This window comes from Aquimarina mycalae, from assembly GCF_029906345.1.
Classification (GTDB): Bacteria; Bacteroidota; Bacteroidia; order Flavobacteriales; family Flavobacteriaceae; genus Aquimarina.
In genome coordinates this window covers 430,041-447,694 of sequence record NZ_JARYGY010000004.1, presented here as the reverse complement: position 1 = coordinate 447,694, position 17,654 = coordinate 430,041, and the positions used below count along the sequence as shown (strand labels likewise).

Genomic DNA, 17,654 nt, shown 5'->3' with positions numbered 1-17,654 from the left:
AACCTGAATTATTATTTTTTTAAAAATACTCAACTTAACTCGCTTCCTTTAGAACTTTCTCTAAAAAAGAAAGACGTTGTTCTTCTTTAGTTTCATACCCCAGTTTCTTTGCTACCTTTTCTACTTCAATATTTCTTTCTTTCCAATTATAAACAAACTCTTTAATTATTGGAATATTAGTATGAATATTATCTCTTTTATTAGGCAGTTCCAAAATATATTCACATCCTTTCATATCCACATCAAATCCGCCTAAAATAACTGGAAGTCCATTTGATAAATACTCGCGCACTTTTAAGGTTGAACTTTCTTGTACTCCAGCTTTGTACAAGGATAAACTTCCGATAGCTACATCACAAAACTGGTATATCTTTTTTATCTTTTCTAAGGATAAATATCCATAAAATTTTAAGTTATCTAAACTGTCTCCATTCATCCCAATTATGTGAAAATCAAACTCAGGCAATTTCTTAGCTAACTTATATATTTTATCAACTCCATGCCATTGACAATTGGGGCTTCCTACAAATACCAATTGAGGTCTATCAGATATTTTCTTTTTTTCAATATGGTTTTTATCAAAAACATACCCATTTCCAATTGTAATTTTAGGGACTTCTATAAAATCATATAACGTATTCAATTCGTTGGTAACTGAAACAATTCCATCTATCTTATCTAAGATTTTATTCCTTCCAAACTGATATATTAGTCTCCTAATGTATGACTCGTTTTTTATCTCTATAAGGTCATTAGTATTAACTTCCATTACCGTAGTATAAGCTCCTAAAACCTTTGGTAATCCAGGAAACCAAATTCCTTGTCTATAATAGATGATATCAGGATTAAAAGTATTTATATCTCTTTGAATACGACTTGAGTGTTTTATTTTAAAAAAATAGTTGTTTAAAGAACTGTTTTTTTTTGTGGAATAGTAGTATTTCTTTATTACATCTTTGATCTTAATTTTATTCTTATCTCTGGACGGTTTGGTTGATATAATTTGAACATTATTTCCTTTTTCTACCCATATCCTGACCTGTTGAGAAACCTTATTTAATATCCCACTGGGAAAATTAAGGTCAAAATCTACTATATACAAAATCTTCATTACAACGTTAATCAATTTAAATAGGCTCGTACGATTTGATCGATTATTAATGAAGCTGCTTTACCATTGCCGTAATACTCATTAGAAAAGTTTAATTCTCTTGATTTGACTTTGTCATATAATTCTAATAAACTATCCTCATCCGACCATAGAAAATTACATCCTGCTTCAACCAATTCAGTCCATTCTGTTTCTGACCGTAAGGTAATACAGGGTTTTTTATGAAAAAACGCTTCTTTTTGTATTCCTCCAGAATCTGTAATAATCATGGCACATTTCATTTCTAACATTACCATATCTATATACCCTAATGGATCTATAAAAGTAATGTTTTTTGTTCTTATTTTGTACTCTTTCATTTTTTGATTAGTCCTGGGATGCAGTGGTAATATAACCTTATTGTTTGTAGAAATTTTATCTAATTCTTTCATGATTAAAGTCAATCTTTCTTTATTATCTGTATTTTCTGCTCTATGGACTGTTGCTAAAATGAAAGTAGTATTTATTAAACCTAAAGTTTCAATAATCTCACTCTGTTTAATTGCTTTTTCTTTATAGAATATGGCGGCATCATACATTACATCTCCTACTCTATAAATTTTGGAGTCAGATATACCTTCATTTTTTAAGTTGTTTAGTGCCGCATCAGTAGAAATAAAAAGCATTTCTGAGATGTGATCAGTCAAAACTCTATTTATCTCTTCGGGCATTTTCCTGTTAAAAGACCTTAATCCTGCTTCTATATGTAAAACGGGAATATGTAATTTGGAAGCGACCAGAGCTCCAGCGATTGTACTATTAGTATCACCATAAACGAGCACTATTTTGGGTTCTTCTTTTAATAGCACTTTTTCTATATTAATCAACATCTCTCCCGTTTGTTGACCATGTTTTCCTCCACCAATTCCTAAATTATAATCTGGTTTAGGAATACTCATTTCTTCAAAAAAAACCTTAGACATATTTTCATCGTAATGTTGTCCAGTATGGACAATAACTTCTAAAATACTTTTTGTTTTTTTTATACTTCTTGAGATTGTTGCTGCTTTAACAAATTGTGGTCTTGCACCAATGATCGTTACGATCTTTATCATTCATTTACATTTTTAATTGTAAGAAAATAAATATCTATTGAATTACATAGTTAAAAAACACTCCTGTTTGACATTATTCCAGGAGTTTTTTGCAATTACTTTGCGCTAAAAATAGTATATATTTAATCATTTTTCATTTATTAAACAGATTTGTGCACTTGATCCGTTTAATACATCCGAAAAAGATAATCCGCAAGAAATAAAACAAGGTAAAAAGACACACCATATTTAATTACAATTAACCAATACTTCAATACACCAATATCTGTGTATCTATTAATCATAAATGTGGCATATATAAAATAACTAATCGCACTCAGGTAACCAAAAAGCATTACTGTCATATACGCATCTCGGAAATAAAAAATTCCCATTAATAAGGCAATTAATCGTAACACAGACATTAATGAAAGGAATATAAAGCCTATTTGTTGCTTCTCATAGATCGTAATTATAAAGGTGATAGGTGATACCAAAAAGTTTAGAAATATCCAAGGGATCATTAACATTGCATACGTACCTGCAACTCTCCACTCATCTCCAAATACGAAAGCAAAAATATGATCTCCAAAAACCAAAATGATTAACAAAGGAACGAATGATAAAAACAACAGTTTTTTATGAGTACTAAATACAAGTTCTGAAAATTCCTTTTTGTTTTTTTTGAGTAGAGAACCTTGTTCAAAAAACACTTGTCCTATTGCTCCTCCAATAATAGATATAGGCATCATTAAAACCTTGTAAGCATGAAAATAGAAACCGCCATATAAAGCTCCAAAATAATGAGGTATCAACAATATTGGAGCTTGAATCGTTCCAATATTAAAAAGACTGGAAGGGACATCAAACAACGGGAACTTTGCATATCTTTTTGCCGTAGCTTTTAGCTGTACATATTTTATCCTTTTTATATACTTTCTGTTTCCGCTACATAAAACTATTCCTTCGACAATCGATGAAACAAAAAAACCGATAAGCAAACCAAAGTATTTAAAACTATACAACCCTATTTGTATGGTTGATTGGAATATTGATCTAGTAACTTTAGATAAGGATATGGTCTTATACCTTTTTTTCTTAATATTAGTAAAAGTAAACAGTTTTACAATACCTAAGAACGCAATTGTAGGTACTAATAGATATTTCCAATACACACTACCTGTAACGTTCAGGAATGATATCTTTTCGAAGAATAAAAAAAATAACAATCCAAAAAATAACCCTGTTATTCCAATTACCAATATAGCAAGTGATATTATATTAGTTTTCTCATCTTCATCATCGGCATTCATAATAGCCAACTCAAATTTACCAGTAGTTATTTCGGACAAAATTATTGCAATACTGATATATATTCCCAGAACAGAAAAATCTTGTGGTGTGTAAATTCTTGTAAGTATTGGTGATATTGCTATTGGTATAAACTGTGCTATAGAAGTTCCAGAAATCAGTGTCAATACATGTTTTACAAACTCATTTTTGACAGTTTCGTGAAATTTTCTTTTAACAAAGTTTACCATTACTGTTTATAGAACTTACCTTCTTAAAATATATGTGACAATAAAAAGCTTTTAAAAAAACTAAGTATCCCTTTTAGCTTTGTTTTTTTGAATTAATTTTTCTCCTCCTTTTTTCATTTCATTCTTTAAGTTATCAACTTTTTTTCGGAAAATTATTTTTCTCTTAATATTAGCAAAACTATAGTCAAATCTATAAAAAAAGTATCCTAGTAATATTACAGCAGCAATTAGTATAATAGTTAAATAAAAATTATATGATGCACTTCCAAGAATTACAAAAAGAATTACAAAAATTAGATTAAAACCTCCAATAACAAAGCTTGCGCGTTTATGAGAAATTTTGAAATAATCAATCAATATATGATGGGTATGATTTCTATCAGGAGAAAATGGGCTTTTTTTGTTCGCCAATCTGATTGTAAAAACCCTTGCTGTATCAAACAAGGGAACTATTAGAATGCTAATAGCTATTAGCGGTACATTCTCCAATAAAAACGGAAGAGTATCATATGACTCTGGAGATAACGCTAAAAACTTGAGTGTCAAAATACTTATTATAAAGCCTACAATAAGAGATCCTGTATCTCCCATAAAAATCTTTTTATTAGAAGATAAATTAAAACTCAAAAAAGCTATTAAACTACCATTCAGAGCCAAAGAAACAAGAACATAAAAGTATTCTCCTGTAATATAAAATATAGTCGTATAAATTATCAAAATTACGATACCAACAATTGCTGCTAACCCATCAATCCCATCTATCAAATTATACGCATTAATAATAGTGACCATCATAAAGCCTGCAATAAAATAATAGATATAAATTGGTATTTCATAAATCCCTAAAAAACCATTCAATGAATTTATTGTAAAGCTTTCATTACTTATAATAAAAACAACAGCAATAAGTTGTGCAATAAGTTTTGCATAAGGAGATAGTACAACCAAATCATCCTTTAATCCAATCATAAAAAGGATTGTAAGTCCTGGTATGAAATATATTGCTTCATCATAATTATCCCAATTATGTAGAAAAAAAAGTGCAAAAACTAATGTATAAAAAAAAGAAACACCTCCAAGAGTGGGTGTGATCTTGACATGTGAACTCCTATTATTAGGCTCATCCATAAGTTTTTTATACTCAACCAAACCTATTATTTTAGGTATAGTTAAATAAGTAAGTAAATAAGCTCCAGCAAAAAATATAATGGGATAATATAGCTCCAAGTTTAAAAATTTAGAAAATCATCAAAACAAAAGTACTAAATTTAGTGGCCTACTAATATTAATTCCTCCACCATTTAAAAAAATACTTCAAAAATGAATGGAAATGAATAAGGACTAATTTTAATTTCTTCGCAGATCCTTTCTCAAAATAATGATAAATATTCGCCTCAGGATAATAATAAACATTATATCCTAACTTTTTGACTTTTTTACAAATATCAATATCTTCCAAATACATGAAATATCTCTCGTCAAAACCATTTATATTATTTAAAACTTCAGTTCTAAATAGCTGGAAACAACCCGACAAGGAATCAACCTCTATCGGTTTGTTAATTGAAATATCAAGATAATGAGATCTTCTGTACTGTTTACTCAAAATTTTCTTTAAAAATGGAATTCTTCTAATAAATAAATCCTGAGGTTTGGGGAATTTTCTTATTGAATGCTGTAAATCCCCATTTGGATATAAAACTTTTGGTCCTAAAACACCTATTTGAGGATTTTCTTTTAAAAAAGTCATTAATTCAATTAAAACATTCTTATCAAAATAAACATCTGGATTTAGAATTAAATGAAAAGATGATATGTCTTTAATTTTATTTAGAATTTTATTATGACCAGCACCAAACCCCAAATTAATTCCAGAATGAATATATGTAACATCTGAATCATAATTAAGTGATTGTTTTAAATTTTCTGTCTCTGAATTATCTATTAAATAAAGGTGTGTTTTGCAATCAGTTTCTAAAAAACTATTTATAGATTTTTTTAGTTTTTCTATATCATTATTATATAGAACTATTGAAGCTGTTAACATATTTTTTACTATCAAAGTATTGGACAAATAATGTATTAAAAAAGGCAAAAAACATTACACCATTATTTCTACTTAATATGTTTTCGAAAAGCAAGGCTATAATAACAATTAGTAAAAAACAAATGTATGCATAACTATTGAACTGTAATGCTAATTTAAATAAAACATAAAACATAATTAGAACAGCAAATAAGCCAATAATTCCTGCAACTAATAAAGAGTGTAAGAAATAATTATGCGAGTTATAATTTTTCTGTTGATAAACATCTGTATTAAAATTAGAAAAACAATCATTTAAGCGGTCCTGAACATCACCAATACCAACTCCAAAAAACAAATTGTTTTTTATAACCTTTAAAGAACATTCATAAATTCCAATTCTTATATTGACTGAATTATGTTCTTTACCGACAGGAGGAGACATTTTAGTTTGTTTAAACTCATTTATAAATCTAGAAGAGATATAGGAGACATTTTTAAATGAAAAAGCAATAGCTATAATAAACAAAAAAGACAAAGTCCATTTTGTTTTTTTATTCCTTAACCTCAGAAAAAAACAAAACAAAACAATAATTAACGCTAGTATTCCTATTCTTGAAGAAAGTAATATAATTGTTCCTACTAAAACCAGAATAAAGGTAATTTTAATAAATAATATTAAGGTGTTTTTTCCAAGTTTTAATCGTTCAAAATCCTTTAAAATAAGAACAATTGCAAAACAATACCATAATGACAAATAAGTTGGATGAAGAGATTCATATTCAAAATTTAATACTGCATCTCTAAATGGCAATTTATAGAATTTAGCTTCTTGAATATTATTATACAACCCTAAATCATAAAAATTATAATGAATGTAAATAATATGAAGAAAACAACCAACTAAATATATTTTAAATATTATAGTAATCTCTTTTTTAGAAATTTTTTCAGAAAGAAAAAAAAAAGATATAGGAAAGAGCAATAATGGTATTAAATGTTGAACACTTCTAATTCCATATGATAAGTTTTCAGAAAACAACAAACTGAAAATAAAAACAAAAAAGATTAAAGACGTAAGAAAAAAAATATTTTTTTTTTCTTTAATTCTTATTACCAATTTTTCTCGACTTACTCTTGTTTTTAAACTAGTAATTAATCCATAAACAACTAATAATAATATTGAATAAGAATTATAATTTATTTTATATAGCGGGAATAATGCCACTAATCCCATAAAAAGAATATTTATTCTAATATTTTTAAAATATAAACTATTCATTAATCAAAATCTTATTTAAAAGTTGGGGCCACCCATTGGTATATGGTTCTTCTACCTTGTTTTCTTTGTTACCTTCATATATGATAGTATCATCAATAAAGTCAATTATTAAATCTCTTAATTCCTCTGGGGAGTTTATATCAAAAAAACTTACGTCTTTATATTCTCCAACAGTTTCTTTAGCATACGATTCCTTTGTTAAAAACATTGGTTTGGAAGTAGCTTTAAATTCGGTAATTGGTAAACCCCAAGTTTCTAATTTAGAAGGAAAGATTAGACAATCTGATATATTATAATATTCATATACCTGTTTTCTGGAAAGTAAACCTAAAAAATTTATCCCTTTGAAATTTGAGTATTCCTCAACGATATTTTTTGAATAACTATTTAAGGTTTCATCAATTGTCAAATTTACTTTACAATTATCTTGATATTTTTGAGGTAATAAAGAGTAAGCTTTACATATAATTTCAAAATTCTTAAATGGTCTTGGGAAACTTGGATAAAAAAAAGTTTTTATTTTATTCTTTTTGGGTATCGGAGGGTTTTCATTAAAAACTTCTTCAAAGTTAAATAGTTTCACTTTAGGATATGCAACTAATACATTTTTTAATTGCCAAAATTTCCTAAATTCCTTTCTTATCCAATCTTGTTGAACAATAACATATTTATTCTTTTTGATATTTATCCGATACAAATATTTATAAAATGAAGAAAACAAAAATGTTTTAGTATTCTTAAAAATATCCTTTTTATATGCCTTATAGAATGGAGTTGGATTATGACAATACACGAAACGATTTTTACATCTGACATTAGGAGTCATATCATGCATAGATAACCAAAAATCAGGCTTTATCTTTATGGATAAGAAATAAAAAAAGATATACTCATAGTATAACCTAAATATCCAGTTTTTTTTTGACAACGGAAACTCTATATATTCAATATTCGATATTTCATATAATTTTTTTGAATTAACCAATGCTATAATTTCATAATCCGAAGTATGATTTCTTGATAATTCAGAAAGGCAGTCTTGCATTATTGATAATGGCCCACCTGAATCAAAATTAATTGCTGAAATGACTATTTTCTTTTTCAAAAACTAACATTTTTATTATAAAACTTCCCATTTACTGGTGTCTTCATTATATTTTTTAACAGGTTTTCCTGGAGAGCCTACTACAATCTGATTTTTCTCGTAAAAACCACTTACCACAGAATTCGCACCAATAATACAACCATCTCCTATAACAGTACCTGGCAGTATCGCAACATTCTCAGCAATCCATACATTATCACCTATTACAATCGATTCTGCTATGGACTTCCGCTCTTTTGGAATTGAGAACGGAGAATCTTGATTACCATTTTTGTAGTTTCCGTGATTGTGATCAATAATTACAACATTACTCCCAACAAGAACATTGTTTCCAATCTTAATTTCCTTTATTACTCCAACATGTACATTAAAATTAAAATTAACGTTATTTCCAATTATTAGCTTTGGATCGTCATCAAAACCAACAATAGGATGTCTAACAAATTTAGAATCTAACACTTCAATTCTTAAATTAACACCTGAATTAAAATTCTCCCCAAAAGTAATATACTTTTTTCCAACAATATAAGCTGGTTGTCGAATTAACCTTATTTGACGTGGAAATAAAATCTTAGTAATTATAATATCCCGTATTAATCTAAATATATCTAGAAAATAATATTGGTTAAACAGTCTAATTATTTCTTTCATTAATTACGATTTCTTTCTTAAAAAAATAAAATAATAACAGAAACATTATAAAACCTAATGATGTATAGTGGCCCTGTCTTAATAATCTTAACATAATCAAAACAAAAATACCATTATTAAATGCCCATAAAAACCTTTTGTCCAAATTAATTGATGAAAATTTTATTTTGTTTCTTTGAATAAAAAAGAAAAACAAAAATATACCAGCTAAGCCCGTTTCGGCAAGCAATCTCATAAAGAGACTATTAGCATCTTTCTTATTTAATTGATATCGATCTCTTAATGCTGTTGCAGGAATCAATTCATTTATATATTTATTATAATTGCTTTCATAAGTACCAATACCTGTTCCCAAAAAAACATTATTAAAAAAAGTCTTTTTAGTAACCCTATAATTGCTATACAAAGCATATGTGCTTAAATTCGTTTTACTTATGTCTTGTTTGGAAACATTGTCATCTGAAAACAAATCGTAAGTATCATCAACCCTCAACTTTACATCAGGAATTTGATAAATAGAAAAACCCAACAACGGAATCGTTATTATCAAAGGAATGAAATAGGTTGGTTTTTTTATAATTGGATACTTACTAAAAACTACAATTATCAATGAAAATAACAACCCTAAAAGACCAACTGAAGATTTTGTTAGAAGTAATATTCCAATAATTAGTATAGCTTTTACCTTAGAAATGTTTTTGTGTAAATTAAACAATCTAGATAATGCAACAAATATTGCTGGCATCATTGCGTAGGCCATAAATGATGGTTCCTCGAACCAAGATTGTAATCTATCATTTCCTGTGCCAAAATTCCCTAAATCAAAACCTAAATATGAAAAACTCGCACCATAGTGAAAATTCATTTTAAGCAAGAGTAATTGAATTATTGCCGCATAACAAATTAGATAGGTTATCGATAAATAGTCTTTAAATATTTTTTTAAAATCAAAATTATAAGAACTAATTAAAAGATAACAAAAAAGCAACTGATAATTAATCAATATGAATTGTTTTATAAACCCTAAAATATAATTTCCCTTAAGTAAAGGAATCAAAAAAAAGAAAATGGAAGTTATCAAAAAAAAGAAAAGAGCTTTAAAAGAAATTCTAATCTTATTATGTGTTAAAAAATAATAAACAATAAATACTAAATACAAAAGGTAATTAAATCGAAAATCAAAGCCTAAATCAAATGGTAGATATAAGTTTTCCAAAAAAATAAAAAGAAACCCTAATTTATTTATTATCTGTCCCATTAAAATAACTATTAGGGTTCTTAATTAATTTAAATAACATAAAGATTCTATCGTATTGTTTTCTTTTTATTCTATTAAAAAGAAAGAAAAGAAAAGAAAGATATAATATAGGTGTTAATAATGGAAAAAACTTTTTAGTGAATAAGATCTTACTTCTTATACCATAAAAATCCGATAGTTTACTAGTTTTTCCTCCAGAACTTCCTCCTCCTTTATGGTACACCTCAGCTTCTGGACAAAAACACATTTCATATCCATTCCGTTTTCCTCTTAAGACCCAATCATACTCTTCAAAATAAAGAAAATATTGTTCATCCATAAGACCAACTTTTCGAACAAAATCGATATCTAAAAACATTGAAGCTCCTATAGGGTAATCAAACGTTACCTCTTTAGAATATTTTTTATTTACACTATCACCATTACCTACAATTGAAATTTTACCAATCCAAGGATTATATTTTCCTCCAATAGATTGAATAATTTTAGGATTATCATATTCTATCAGTTTCGCTCCTATTATTCCATACTTTGAATTAGATTCTGAAGTTTCAAGTAATTTGGATAGGGTATTTTTAGAAACAACTGTGTCATTATTTAGTAACCATACCTTTCCAGAACTGTTTGAAACGTTCAATACATATCTTAAACCTACATTATTTCCAGCAGAAAAACCATTGTTTTCGTTGGATTTAATAATAATTAGTTTCTTATCTTCAAAAACAGCTTCTTCAGCATTTTTTTCGGAAGCTAAAACATACTCTATTGGTTTTTTTTCTAAAGGATAAACCAATTCTGGAAAATCAGTTTTAATGTTTTCAATTTTACCGTTAGCCCAAGAAATTATATTATCTATGGATTCATTTGTTGGAGAATTATCAACTAGTATAATCTGAAAGGAATCTCCTTGTAATTTTAAAACACTCTCAAGACATTCAATAGTATCTTTCCACGACTTATAATTTAATAATATGATATATGTTTTAGGTATTTGCATTCTCAATATTTTGTCTGTTTTTATAATACAACATCCTAATCTTTATATTTAATGGTTTTTCGATAATTTCATAAACCAAAAAAGATATTACTGTGAGAGTCAAAACGAAAAATAAAAACCTTTCATTTGAAGTCATTTCTATAGATTTTGTAAAATAATTAAAAAATCTCCAAATAGGGCTTTGTAAAATATAAAATGCAAAGCTTATCCTCCCTAGGTAAATCAAAAATTTACTTTTGAAAACTTTAGTGATTTTTCCTTTACAAGATCCAAGCAATATAAGAAACAATCCAAACAAAGGAGCCAGAACTCCATTATGTAGATTAATAGCTTTAGGCTGAAAATATATACATAAGAATATAATAAAAGATATTATTATTACTTGATATGTTTTACTTTTAAAAGAATCTTTAATTTTTAAAAAAAATACCGCAGAAATAGTTCCTATTAAAAAAGCATTAATATGCATTAAAGGAAAATAAAACGTAAAATTATGAATAGCTGCAGGTGGACTTTTATAAATACCTGTATTTAAAATAACTGTCAAAATAACTAGTGATATTACCCAAATTATAGTTATTACTAAAAAAATCTTCTTTAAGCTCAATTTATAATATAACATTTTAAGTAAAAACGGAAAAACTAGATAGAAGAGAAATTCTACAGAAAGTGACCAAGCTGGTGAATTTAATGATAAAGCTAAACTAGGAAACCATGATTGTATAAATAAAAAATTAATAACAAACTCGTCTAACTGAATCTTATTCCCAATTAATATTGTTTCATAAAAGATATATAAGAATAACGCCAAATATACTGTTGGTAACAATCTAGCAATCCTATTGATATAAAATTGTTGTACTCCAAAAAAATTTCCCCTTTCGTAATATGCCAAAATCAAAACAAAACCAGATAAAACAAAAAAATAGGAAACACCCAAGTTCCCCCTTAATAATACAGGTTTTAGGACTTCAACATTAAAGGGATAAACATTTCTTCCATAATGAAAAACAACTACAAAAAATGCTGCTAAAAACCTAGTAAAAGTAAGTTGTTCAATTCTCATTATTCAGTAATTATATCTAAGCACCAATATTCAATGTATACAACACTAATATTCAAAAAAAACACCAAGGTTTCGCCAACTATTTCTTCTTATGTTTTTTTGTATGCATACATATCAATGGTATAATAAGATCCGCTTTCAAAATGATCTAAAATTTTGTCTTATCCTTTTATATTTGTTTTAGTTCTTTTTCAAATTCCAAATAAGTAGTATTTACAATCTCCATTGCTTTAGTGTTTCCTTTATCTACTTTTTGTTGATTATCCTTTCGACTTCTTAGACTATTTGAAATATCTTGCAACACTTCATTTATATCTTTTTTCGATTTGAAATAAGATAATAAATCTAAATTAAAGTCTTTTAACTCTAAAATAGAAAGCATATTCTCTATTTTATGTTCATAAGATAATGCATAGAATGGTATATTATTATTGATAGAAAAAACAATTGTATGGTATCTTGCACCGATTACAAATTGAGAATTCGCAATAATTTCTTGCTGCAAATCTGAATTATAATGGTCATCTATTATGGTTAATCTTTTGCTATTCACTTCTTTCGATAATCTTGTCATATAGTTCTGATCATTCTCATCCGCAAACATTTGTGGTAACAATACTACATCCAAATCTTCCTTATTAATGATATGCTTGATTATTGAAATATAAAGATCATCCATATCTCTTTTATTGATAGTTTTAAAATAAGTATGCCAACGATATAACTCATTTGGAACTACTACAACATACTCTTTGCTTTTTAGCTCATTATAAACCTCAGGGATTTCAACACTCTTTTTAACCAAATAAGTAGTGTCTATTGCTTTGTTATACCTCAAACCAAGTGTATCGGCAAAACCATGACTTTTATCATCCCTTAATGATAAAAATTTAGCATGCTTCAATACTTCAATTGCTCTTTTTTGAAATATCTTCGGTAATCCATCTAAAGGTCCAAAGGAGATAGAATAAATAGCTAGTTCTTTATTCATCCTTTTTGCCATAAACAATCTCCATAAATAATACCAATCCTGATAAGGCCCCAAGTTAATTCCTCCAGGCGCACTAACAATAAAATCATACGATTTAATCAATTGGTATTGTTTTTTTAATGTAGAACTAAATAAAAGAAATAACGCACTTAAAAACGGCATTAAAATAATTAGCCTGATTATAAGTTTATCCACTTTTCCTATTGGATAATGGTAATGATTTATCCCTTTTAAATCGTCCATGCCATTTCCTATATGTGCTTCAGGACTTAGTTTGAAATACCAATTATAAAGTATATCTATAGTTACATCTACATTGTTTTGTTTAATTTTTCTAATTAAAGCCATACCTGCAGATTCGTCTCCATGATTACAAGTATGTTGATTTATTAATAATATCTTTTTCATATCTTTAATATGTTTTTTTGCTAGTTATTTTATATTTAAAAGGTATACGTATACCTAATGCTGACTTGAACATAAAAGCTCTAATTCCCACAATTAATATATCTATTATAAAAAGTAAAAGAGCAACGATAAGTATGTCCTCTATTTTCATTTTTATAAATGTTATTGCCAATATTACATATATTATTAATGGATAAATCTGAGATAGAGCCAAATTTCTCGTTTTATTTATAATCAATAATCCATTTAATCCCAAGGCATTCACTAATGTATATGTTACTATTAATAGTGTCATTAAATAATAAAGTGAAGTAGTGAATTTAAAAGTCTTTAATTCTGAAAAATAATTAAAAATCAAACTCTTTGACATAAATAATAAAAATAGAATACCTACCGCGGCTATAATACTAACTAGGCTGCTTTTTTTCCAGAGTCTAATAAAATCGGATACATTCTTAGAAAAATAAATTGCTAACCTTGGATGAAACATTTGATTAATTATCATTACCATTTGTTTTCCGAAAGAAACCATTTTCTCAATTGAACTATACACTCCAACGATCTCATATGAAAATAATGATTTCACTAAAAGAGCTGGAGTATTTTGAAAAATATTTGATGCAATTGTAGAAACAAAAACAAAGCTACCTTTGTTCGCAAAATAAATTATATCCTTTTTATTGAAAATAAACTTTAAATTAAAAAAATAAATTGCACTAATAAAGGATATAATACTACCTAATAATAACCCTAACGATCTAAACAAGGTTACATATTTAAAACCAAGATTAATATTTATAAGTACTAAAATACCAATAATGTAAATACAATTTGAAATAAAATTAGTGATTGCAATAAAGCGCATTTTTTCTTTCCCCTGAAAGAACCAATCGCAATTAAAAATTCTTGCTATAATCATTCCTGAACTAAAGATAAATATGATCTCATATTCTTTATAACTTTCATAGTTCTCTACTAAAATATAAAACGTAGTTAATAAAAAAATCGAAAAAATAAGTTTTAGAAAAAAAATCGAATAGAAAATATTACTTGTCTTTTCTCTATTTTGAGCTATAAATTTTACTCCAGAAATATTAAATCCAAAATCGGCAAACGAACAAAATAACAAAGCAAGCACAAAAGATGTAGAAATAATACCATACTTTTCAATACCAAATTCCTTCAATAATAGAGGAAAACTTATCAATGGGCTTAAATAATTAAAAAACTGTGCTAGACCTAAAGAAAAAAGACTTTCGAATAACCTCTTATCAAATCTTATTTTATTTTTCATTTACACGTTTAAATAAAAATCTATATAAATCTTTCGTCCAAGCTGGTATTATACCTCTAATTCCATAAACCAAAAATTTATATCTCAGTATAGGTAAAGCAAGTTTTCGTTTAAAGTGTTTAAAGCTGTTTTTTTCTAATGCTTCTAGAAAATATTCGTCCACAACATCCAAAAATCTCATTCTATAATTCTGTACTTTAATATACTTCTCATCATCAAGTTTAGCTTCTTTTAGGTCTACTCTCTTTTTCGGAGCCCATACGCCTTCTTTATTAAGTTTATACAATCTATAGGCCAACCCTTTTCTTCGATGTCTAAAACTTCCTCCTTGAGATGCTATAACAATATCTTTACCAATAGGGTCAAAATTTAATTTCCCTTTTTTAATACCTTTTTTTAAAAGATCATCAATTGTTTTGTTTCTTGTTATAACAAGATTACTTCCTTTCCAGTCTTTTCTATATTTAGCTGCCCAAGCATCACCAAAAACTACATCTGCCGTTTCTGCTAATACATCATCACAATAATCACACGCTTTATACTTAAAGAATCCTAATCCCCAATCTGTTCCATATAACTCACTAGCAGGTTTTGAAATTTTATGGAGAATTTTATCTTCCTTCTTATAAGTAATTTTAATAGAATACAAAGCTGCAGAAGAAGAAGGTATTTTATGACGAAAATCTATGTTGACTACATCTTTTGGGTGTATTCCTTGTTGCCAAGCAAATAGAGAAGTGAAATTCTTACTTTTTAAGTGTCCACAAACTATTCCTATATAATAGACAATTCTATCTTTAATTTCTTTATCGTTCTCCGATAAATTTCTAATAGCTTTTATAAAACACGGAATACCAACTATCGCGTATCGCTTATCTGTATCTCTTATCTTTTTTAACACCGCAGACATTTCAACAGGGTAATATCTTGATTTGGCTCCTTCTCTTAATTCTTTTGCATTATTGGAAATGGCAAACTCAAATATATTATCCATGTTACCTTCTTTTACATGAATAACTGCATCAATTAAATTTTCTTCTAGTAAACTATTCAACAGCCAAGATACTCCTCCTCCAGAGCTTCCTAACTCTCTATAATTATCCTCTTCCACATAACCAGCATAAGAAGATAAATTATATCCCATTTCATTATCTTTATTAATCCCTTTAATATCAGAAAAGTATTTCTCAGCTAATTCATCTTCATTCAATGAAGATGACGAAAAAGGGCAAACCTTATCAGGCAGCTCATTATTCCCTTCAATATCTGTATTTATAGCCTTATAACGTCCTTCTTTTGTAGTTTCAATTTTATATATAGAATTGTTAACAGAAGCACATATTCCACATCCAATACAATAATTTCCTTCTATTACTTTTTCTATTGTAGTCATTAATTAATTTATTAGTGGAAAGAGTTTATAATGGCGCTCAAACTCTTCAGTTTTTAATACAATTATAGCTTAGTTAAACATTTTTTTAAACTATCTCTCCAATATGGAATTTCAAAATTTAATGTTTTTTTGATTTTGGATTTATCCATTACACTAAAACAAGGTCTTTCTGCTGGAGTCGGATAAGCTTCAGATTTAATTGGTAATAATTTAATCTTAGCATTACTTTCTTCAAAAATAGCTTTTGCAAAATCGTACCAACTCGCCACACCTTCATTACTGTAATGATATGTTCCAAAAGAATTATTTTCCTCCTTTACCAGTTTTACTATTACTTCTGCTAAGTCACCTGCATATGTGGGAGTACCTATCTGGTCGCAAACCACACTAATTTCATCTCTTTCATCACCTAATCTAAGCATCGTTTTCAAAAAATTATTACCATGTTCAGAATAGAGCCAAGATGTTCTAATAATAAAATGTTCTTCTAACGAATTCCTTGTTGCTAATTCGCCATTTAACTTAGTAAGTCCATAGATCCCTAATGGAATTGTTGCGTCTTCTTCTGTATATAGTGTTGCTTTTTTTCCATCAAAAACAAAATCCGTTGATATTTGTATTAAAACAGTATTGTTTTCTTTACACGTTTCTGCCAAGTATTGTGCTCCTATTTCATTAACATTTTTTGCAACTATTGCTTCGGTTTCAGCCTTATCAACAGCAGTATATGCGGCACAATTAATACAATACGCTATCTCTTGGTTTTTGAAAAAGGCATTGAGTTGTTCTTTTTTAGTAATATCTAGTTCTTCATAATCTACATAGATAAATTTAAAATCAACTAGTTTGTTTTCAATATCTTTAATACAAGAGGCTAATTGACCGTTACCACCTGTTACTACAATATTTTTCATAATCTAGCATTTTCCAGCGTTGGTAACATCATATCTTTTTCGGATATAATAAGCTGATCAGATGGTAGTTTCCAATCTATCTCGAGTGTTTTATCATTAAAAATGATACCTCCTTCAGATTCTTTGCTATAATAATTATCGCATTTATAACAGAAAGAAGCAGTATTACTTAAAACCACAAATCCATGTGCAAATCCTCTAGGAACAAAAAGTTGCTTTTTATTCTCTTCTGAGAGCTCTACAGCTACATGCTTTCCAAAAGTTGGCGATCCTTTACGAAGATCCACTGCTACATCAACAACAACACCTTGTATTACTCTTACAAGTTTAGCTTGTGCATATTCTCCCACTTGATAATGGAGTCCTCTAAGCACTCCTTTCGTTGAAAACGATTGATTATCCTGAACAAAATTAACTTCTTCCCCAACAATATTTTTAAAACTCTCTTTATTATAACTTTCATAAAAATACCCTCGCTCATCGCCATATACATTGGGCTCTATAATAAAACATCCTTTGATTTCTGTTTCAATTGCCTTCATTC

The 17,654-nt window shown here is 27.7% G+C and carries 16 protein-coding genes; all 16 read right to left on the bottom strand.

The genetic code is table 11. The features are described 5' to 3' along the window. Nucleotides 1–34 precede the first annotated feature (34 nt). The gene (locus QBK95_RS12105) at nucleotides 35–1,111 is read right to left on the bottom strand and encodes a glycosyltransferase family protein (RefSeq protein ID WP_280934044.1); all 1,077 of its coding nucleotides are present in this window, start codon (nucleotides 1,109–1,111) and stop codon (nucleotides 35–37) included. 11 nt (nucleotides 1,112–1,122) lie between these two features. Next, nucleotides 1,123–2,205, bottom strand: coding sequence for a non-hydrolyzing UDP-N-acetylglucosamine 2-epimerase (wecB, locus tag QBK95_RS12100; RefSeq protein ID WP_280934043.1), 1,083 nt, complete (start codon nucleotides 2,203–2,205; stop codon nucleotides 1,123–1,125). A gap of 167 nt (nucleotides 2,206–2,372) precedes the next feature. Then, complete coding sequence (locus QBK95_RS12095) at nucleotides 2,373–3,725, bottom strand: lipopolysaccharide biosynthesis protein (protein ID WP_280934041.1); 1,353 nt, start codon at nucleotides 3,723–3,725, stop codon at nucleotides 2,373–2,375. Nucleotides 3,726–3,785: 60 nt separating this feature from the next. After that, nucleotides 3,786–4,952 (bottom strand): glycosyltransferase family 4 protein, encoded by a 1,167-nt coding sequence (locus QBK95_RS12090; RefSeq protein WP_280934038.1) that lies wholly within the window; start codon nucleotides 4,950–4,952, stop codon nucleotides 3,786–3,788. A gap of 58 nt (nucleotides 4,953–5,010) precedes the next feature. Next, nucleotides 5,011–5,772, bottom strand: a complete 762-nt coding sequence (locus QBK95_RS12085; RefSeq protein ID WP_280934036.1) for a glycosyltransferase family 2 protein — start codon at nucleotides 5,770–5,772, stop codon at nucleotides 5,011–5,013. Further along, nucleotides 5,744–7,033, bottom strand: coding sequence for an O-antigen ligase family protein (locus QBK95_RS12080; protein WP_280934033.1), 1,290 nt, complete (start codon nucleotides 7,031–7,033; stop codon nucleotides 5,744–5,746). The genes QBK95_RS12085 and QBK95_RS12080 overlap by 29 nt, the downstream gene beginning before the upstream one ends. Beyond that, entirely contained in the window at nucleotides 7,026–8,138 is a 1,113-nt protein-coding gene (locus tag QBK95_RS12075; RefSeq protein ID WP_280934032.1) for a glycosyltransferase, read from the bottom strand. The genes QBK95_RS12080 and QBK95_RS12075 overlap by 8 nt, the downstream gene beginning before the upstream one ends. A gap of 15 nt (nucleotides 8,139–8,153) precedes the next feature. Continuing rightward, entirely contained in the window at nucleotides 8,154–8,789 is a 636-nt protein-coding gene (locus QBK95_RS12070) for an LbetaH domain-containing protein (protein WP_280934030.1), read from the bottom strand. After that, entirely contained in the window at nucleotides 8,773–9,654 is an 882-nt protein-coding gene (locus QBK95_RS12065) for an O-antigen ligase family protein (protein WP_280934027.1), read from the bottom strand. The genes QBK95_RS12070 and QBK95_RS12065 overlap by 17 nt, the downstream gene beginning before the upstream one ends. A 373-nt stretch (nucleotides 9,655–10,027) precedes the next feature. Continuing rightward, on the bottom strand, nucleotides 10,028–11,044 hold the full coding sequence (locus QBK95_RS12060) for a glycosyltransferase family 2 protein (RefSeq protein ID WP_280934025.1): 1,017 nt from the start codon (nucleotides 11,042–11,044) through the stop codon (nucleotides 10,028–10,030). Beyond that, nucleotides 11,031–12,110 carry an acyltransferase family protein gene (locus QBK95_RS12055; protein ID WP_280934024.1) on the bottom strand — a complete coding sequence of 360 codons (1,080 nt, stop codon included), beginning with the start codon at nucleotides 12,108–12,110 and terminating at the stop codon, nucleotides 11,031–11,033. Before QBK95_RS12055 ends, QBK95_RS12060 begins: the two co-directional genes overlap by 14 nt. Before the next feature lie 169 nt (nucleotides 12,111–12,279). Continuing rightward, complete coding sequence (locus tag QBK95_RS12050; protein WP_280934022.1) at nucleotides 12,280–13,509, bottom strand: polysaccharide pyruvyl transferase family protein; 1,230 nt, start codon at nucleotides 13,507–13,509, stop codon at nucleotides 12,280–12,282. Nucleotides 13,510–13,513: 4 nt separating this feature from the next. Continuing rightward, nucleotides 13,514–14,803, bottom strand: a complete 1,290-nt coding sequence (locus tag QBK95_RS12045) for an oligosaccharide flippase family protein (RefSeq protein ID WP_280934020.1) — start codon at nucleotides 14,801–14,803, stop codon at nucleotides 13,514–13,516. Continuing rightward, complete coding sequence (locus QBK95_RS12040; protein WP_280934018.1) at nucleotides 14,793–16,196, bottom strand: Coenzyme F420 hydrogenase/dehydrogenase, beta subunit C-terminal domain; 1,404 nt, start codon at nucleotides 16,194–16,196, stop codon at nucleotides 14,793–14,795. The genes QBK95_RS12045 and QBK95_RS12040 overlap by 11 nt, the downstream gene beginning before the upstream one ends. Nucleotides 16,197–16,258: 62 nt before the next feature. Beyond that, nucleotides 16,259–17,110: a dTDP-4-dehydrorhamnose reductase gene (rfbD, locus tag QBK95_RS12035; protein WP_280934017.1), complete on the bottom strand. Its 852-nt coding sequence runs from the start codon at nucleotides 17,108–17,110 to the stop codon at nucleotides 16,259–16,261. Continuing rightward, nucleotides 17,107–17,652 carry a dTDP-4-dehydrorhamnose 3,5-epimerase gene (rfbC, locus tag QBK95_RS12030; protein ID WP_280934015.1) on the bottom strand — a complete coding sequence of 182 codons (546 nt, stop codon included), beginning with the start codon at nucleotides 17,650–17,652 and terminating at the stop codon, nucleotides 17,107–17,109. The genes rfbD and rfbC overlap by 4 nt, the downstream gene beginning before the upstream one ends. Between the last annotated feature and the right edge of the window lie 2 nt (nucleotides 17,653–17,654).

Excerpts from the sequence above, each read along its gene's own strand:
- QBK95_RS12105 (WP_280934044.1), bottom strand. The coding sequence starts at position 1,111 with ATGAAGATTTTGTATATAGTAGATTTTGACCTTAATTTTCCCAGTGGG.
- wecB (WP_280934043.1), bottom strand. The coding sequence starts at position 2,205 with ATGATAAAGATCGTAACGATCATTGGTGCAAGACCACAATTTGTTAAA.
- QBK95_RS12095 (WP_280934041.1), bottom strand. The coding sequence starts at position 3,725 with ATGGTAAACTTTGTTAAAAGAAAATTTCACGAAACTGTCAAAAATGAG.
- QBK95_RS12085 (WP_280934036.1), bottom strand. The coding sequence starts at position 5,772 with ATGTTAACAGCTTCAATAGTTCTATATAATAATGATATAGAAAAACTA.
- QBK95_RS12080 (WP_280934033.1), bottom strand. The coding sequence starts at position 7,033 with ATGAATAGTTTATATTTTAAAAATATTAGAATAAATATTCTTTTTATG.
- QBK95_RS12070 (WP_280934030.1), bottom strand. The coding sequence starts at position 8,789 with ATGAAAGAAATAATTAGACTGTTTAACCAATATTATTTTCTAGATATA.
- QBK95_RS12065 (WP_280934027.1), bottom strand. The coding sequence starts at position 9,654 with ATGAATTTTCACTATGGTGCGAGTTTTTCATATTTAGGTTTTGATTTA.
- QBK95_RS12060 (WP_280934025.1), bottom strand. The coding sequence starts at position 11,044 with ATGCAAATACCTAAAACATATATCATATTATTAAATTATAAGTCGTGG.
- QBK95_RS12055 (WP_280934024.1), bottom strand. The coding sequence starts at position 12,110 with ATGAGAATTGAACAACTTACTTTTACTAGGTTTTTAGCAGCATTTTTT.
- QBK95_RS12050 (WP_280934022.1), bottom strand. The coding sequence starts at position 13,509 with ATGAAAAAGATATTATTAATAAATCAACATACTTGTAATCATGGAGAC.
- QBK95_RS12045 (WP_280934020.1), bottom strand. The coding sequence starts at position 14,803 with ATGAAAAATAAAATAAGATTTGATAAGAGGTTATTCGAAAGTCTTTTT.
- QBK95_RS12040 (WP_280934018.1), bottom strand. The coding sequence starts at position 16,196 with ATGACTACAATAGAAAAAGTAATAGAAGGAAATTATTGTATTGGATGT.
- rfbD (WP_280934017.1), bottom strand. The coding sequence starts at position 17,110 with ATGAAAAATATTGTAGTAACAGGTGGTAACGGTCAATTAGCCTCTTGT.
- rfbC (WP_280934015.1), bottom strand. The coding sequence starts at position 17,652 with ATGAAGGCAATTGAAACAGAAATCAAAGGATGTTTTATTATAGAGCCC.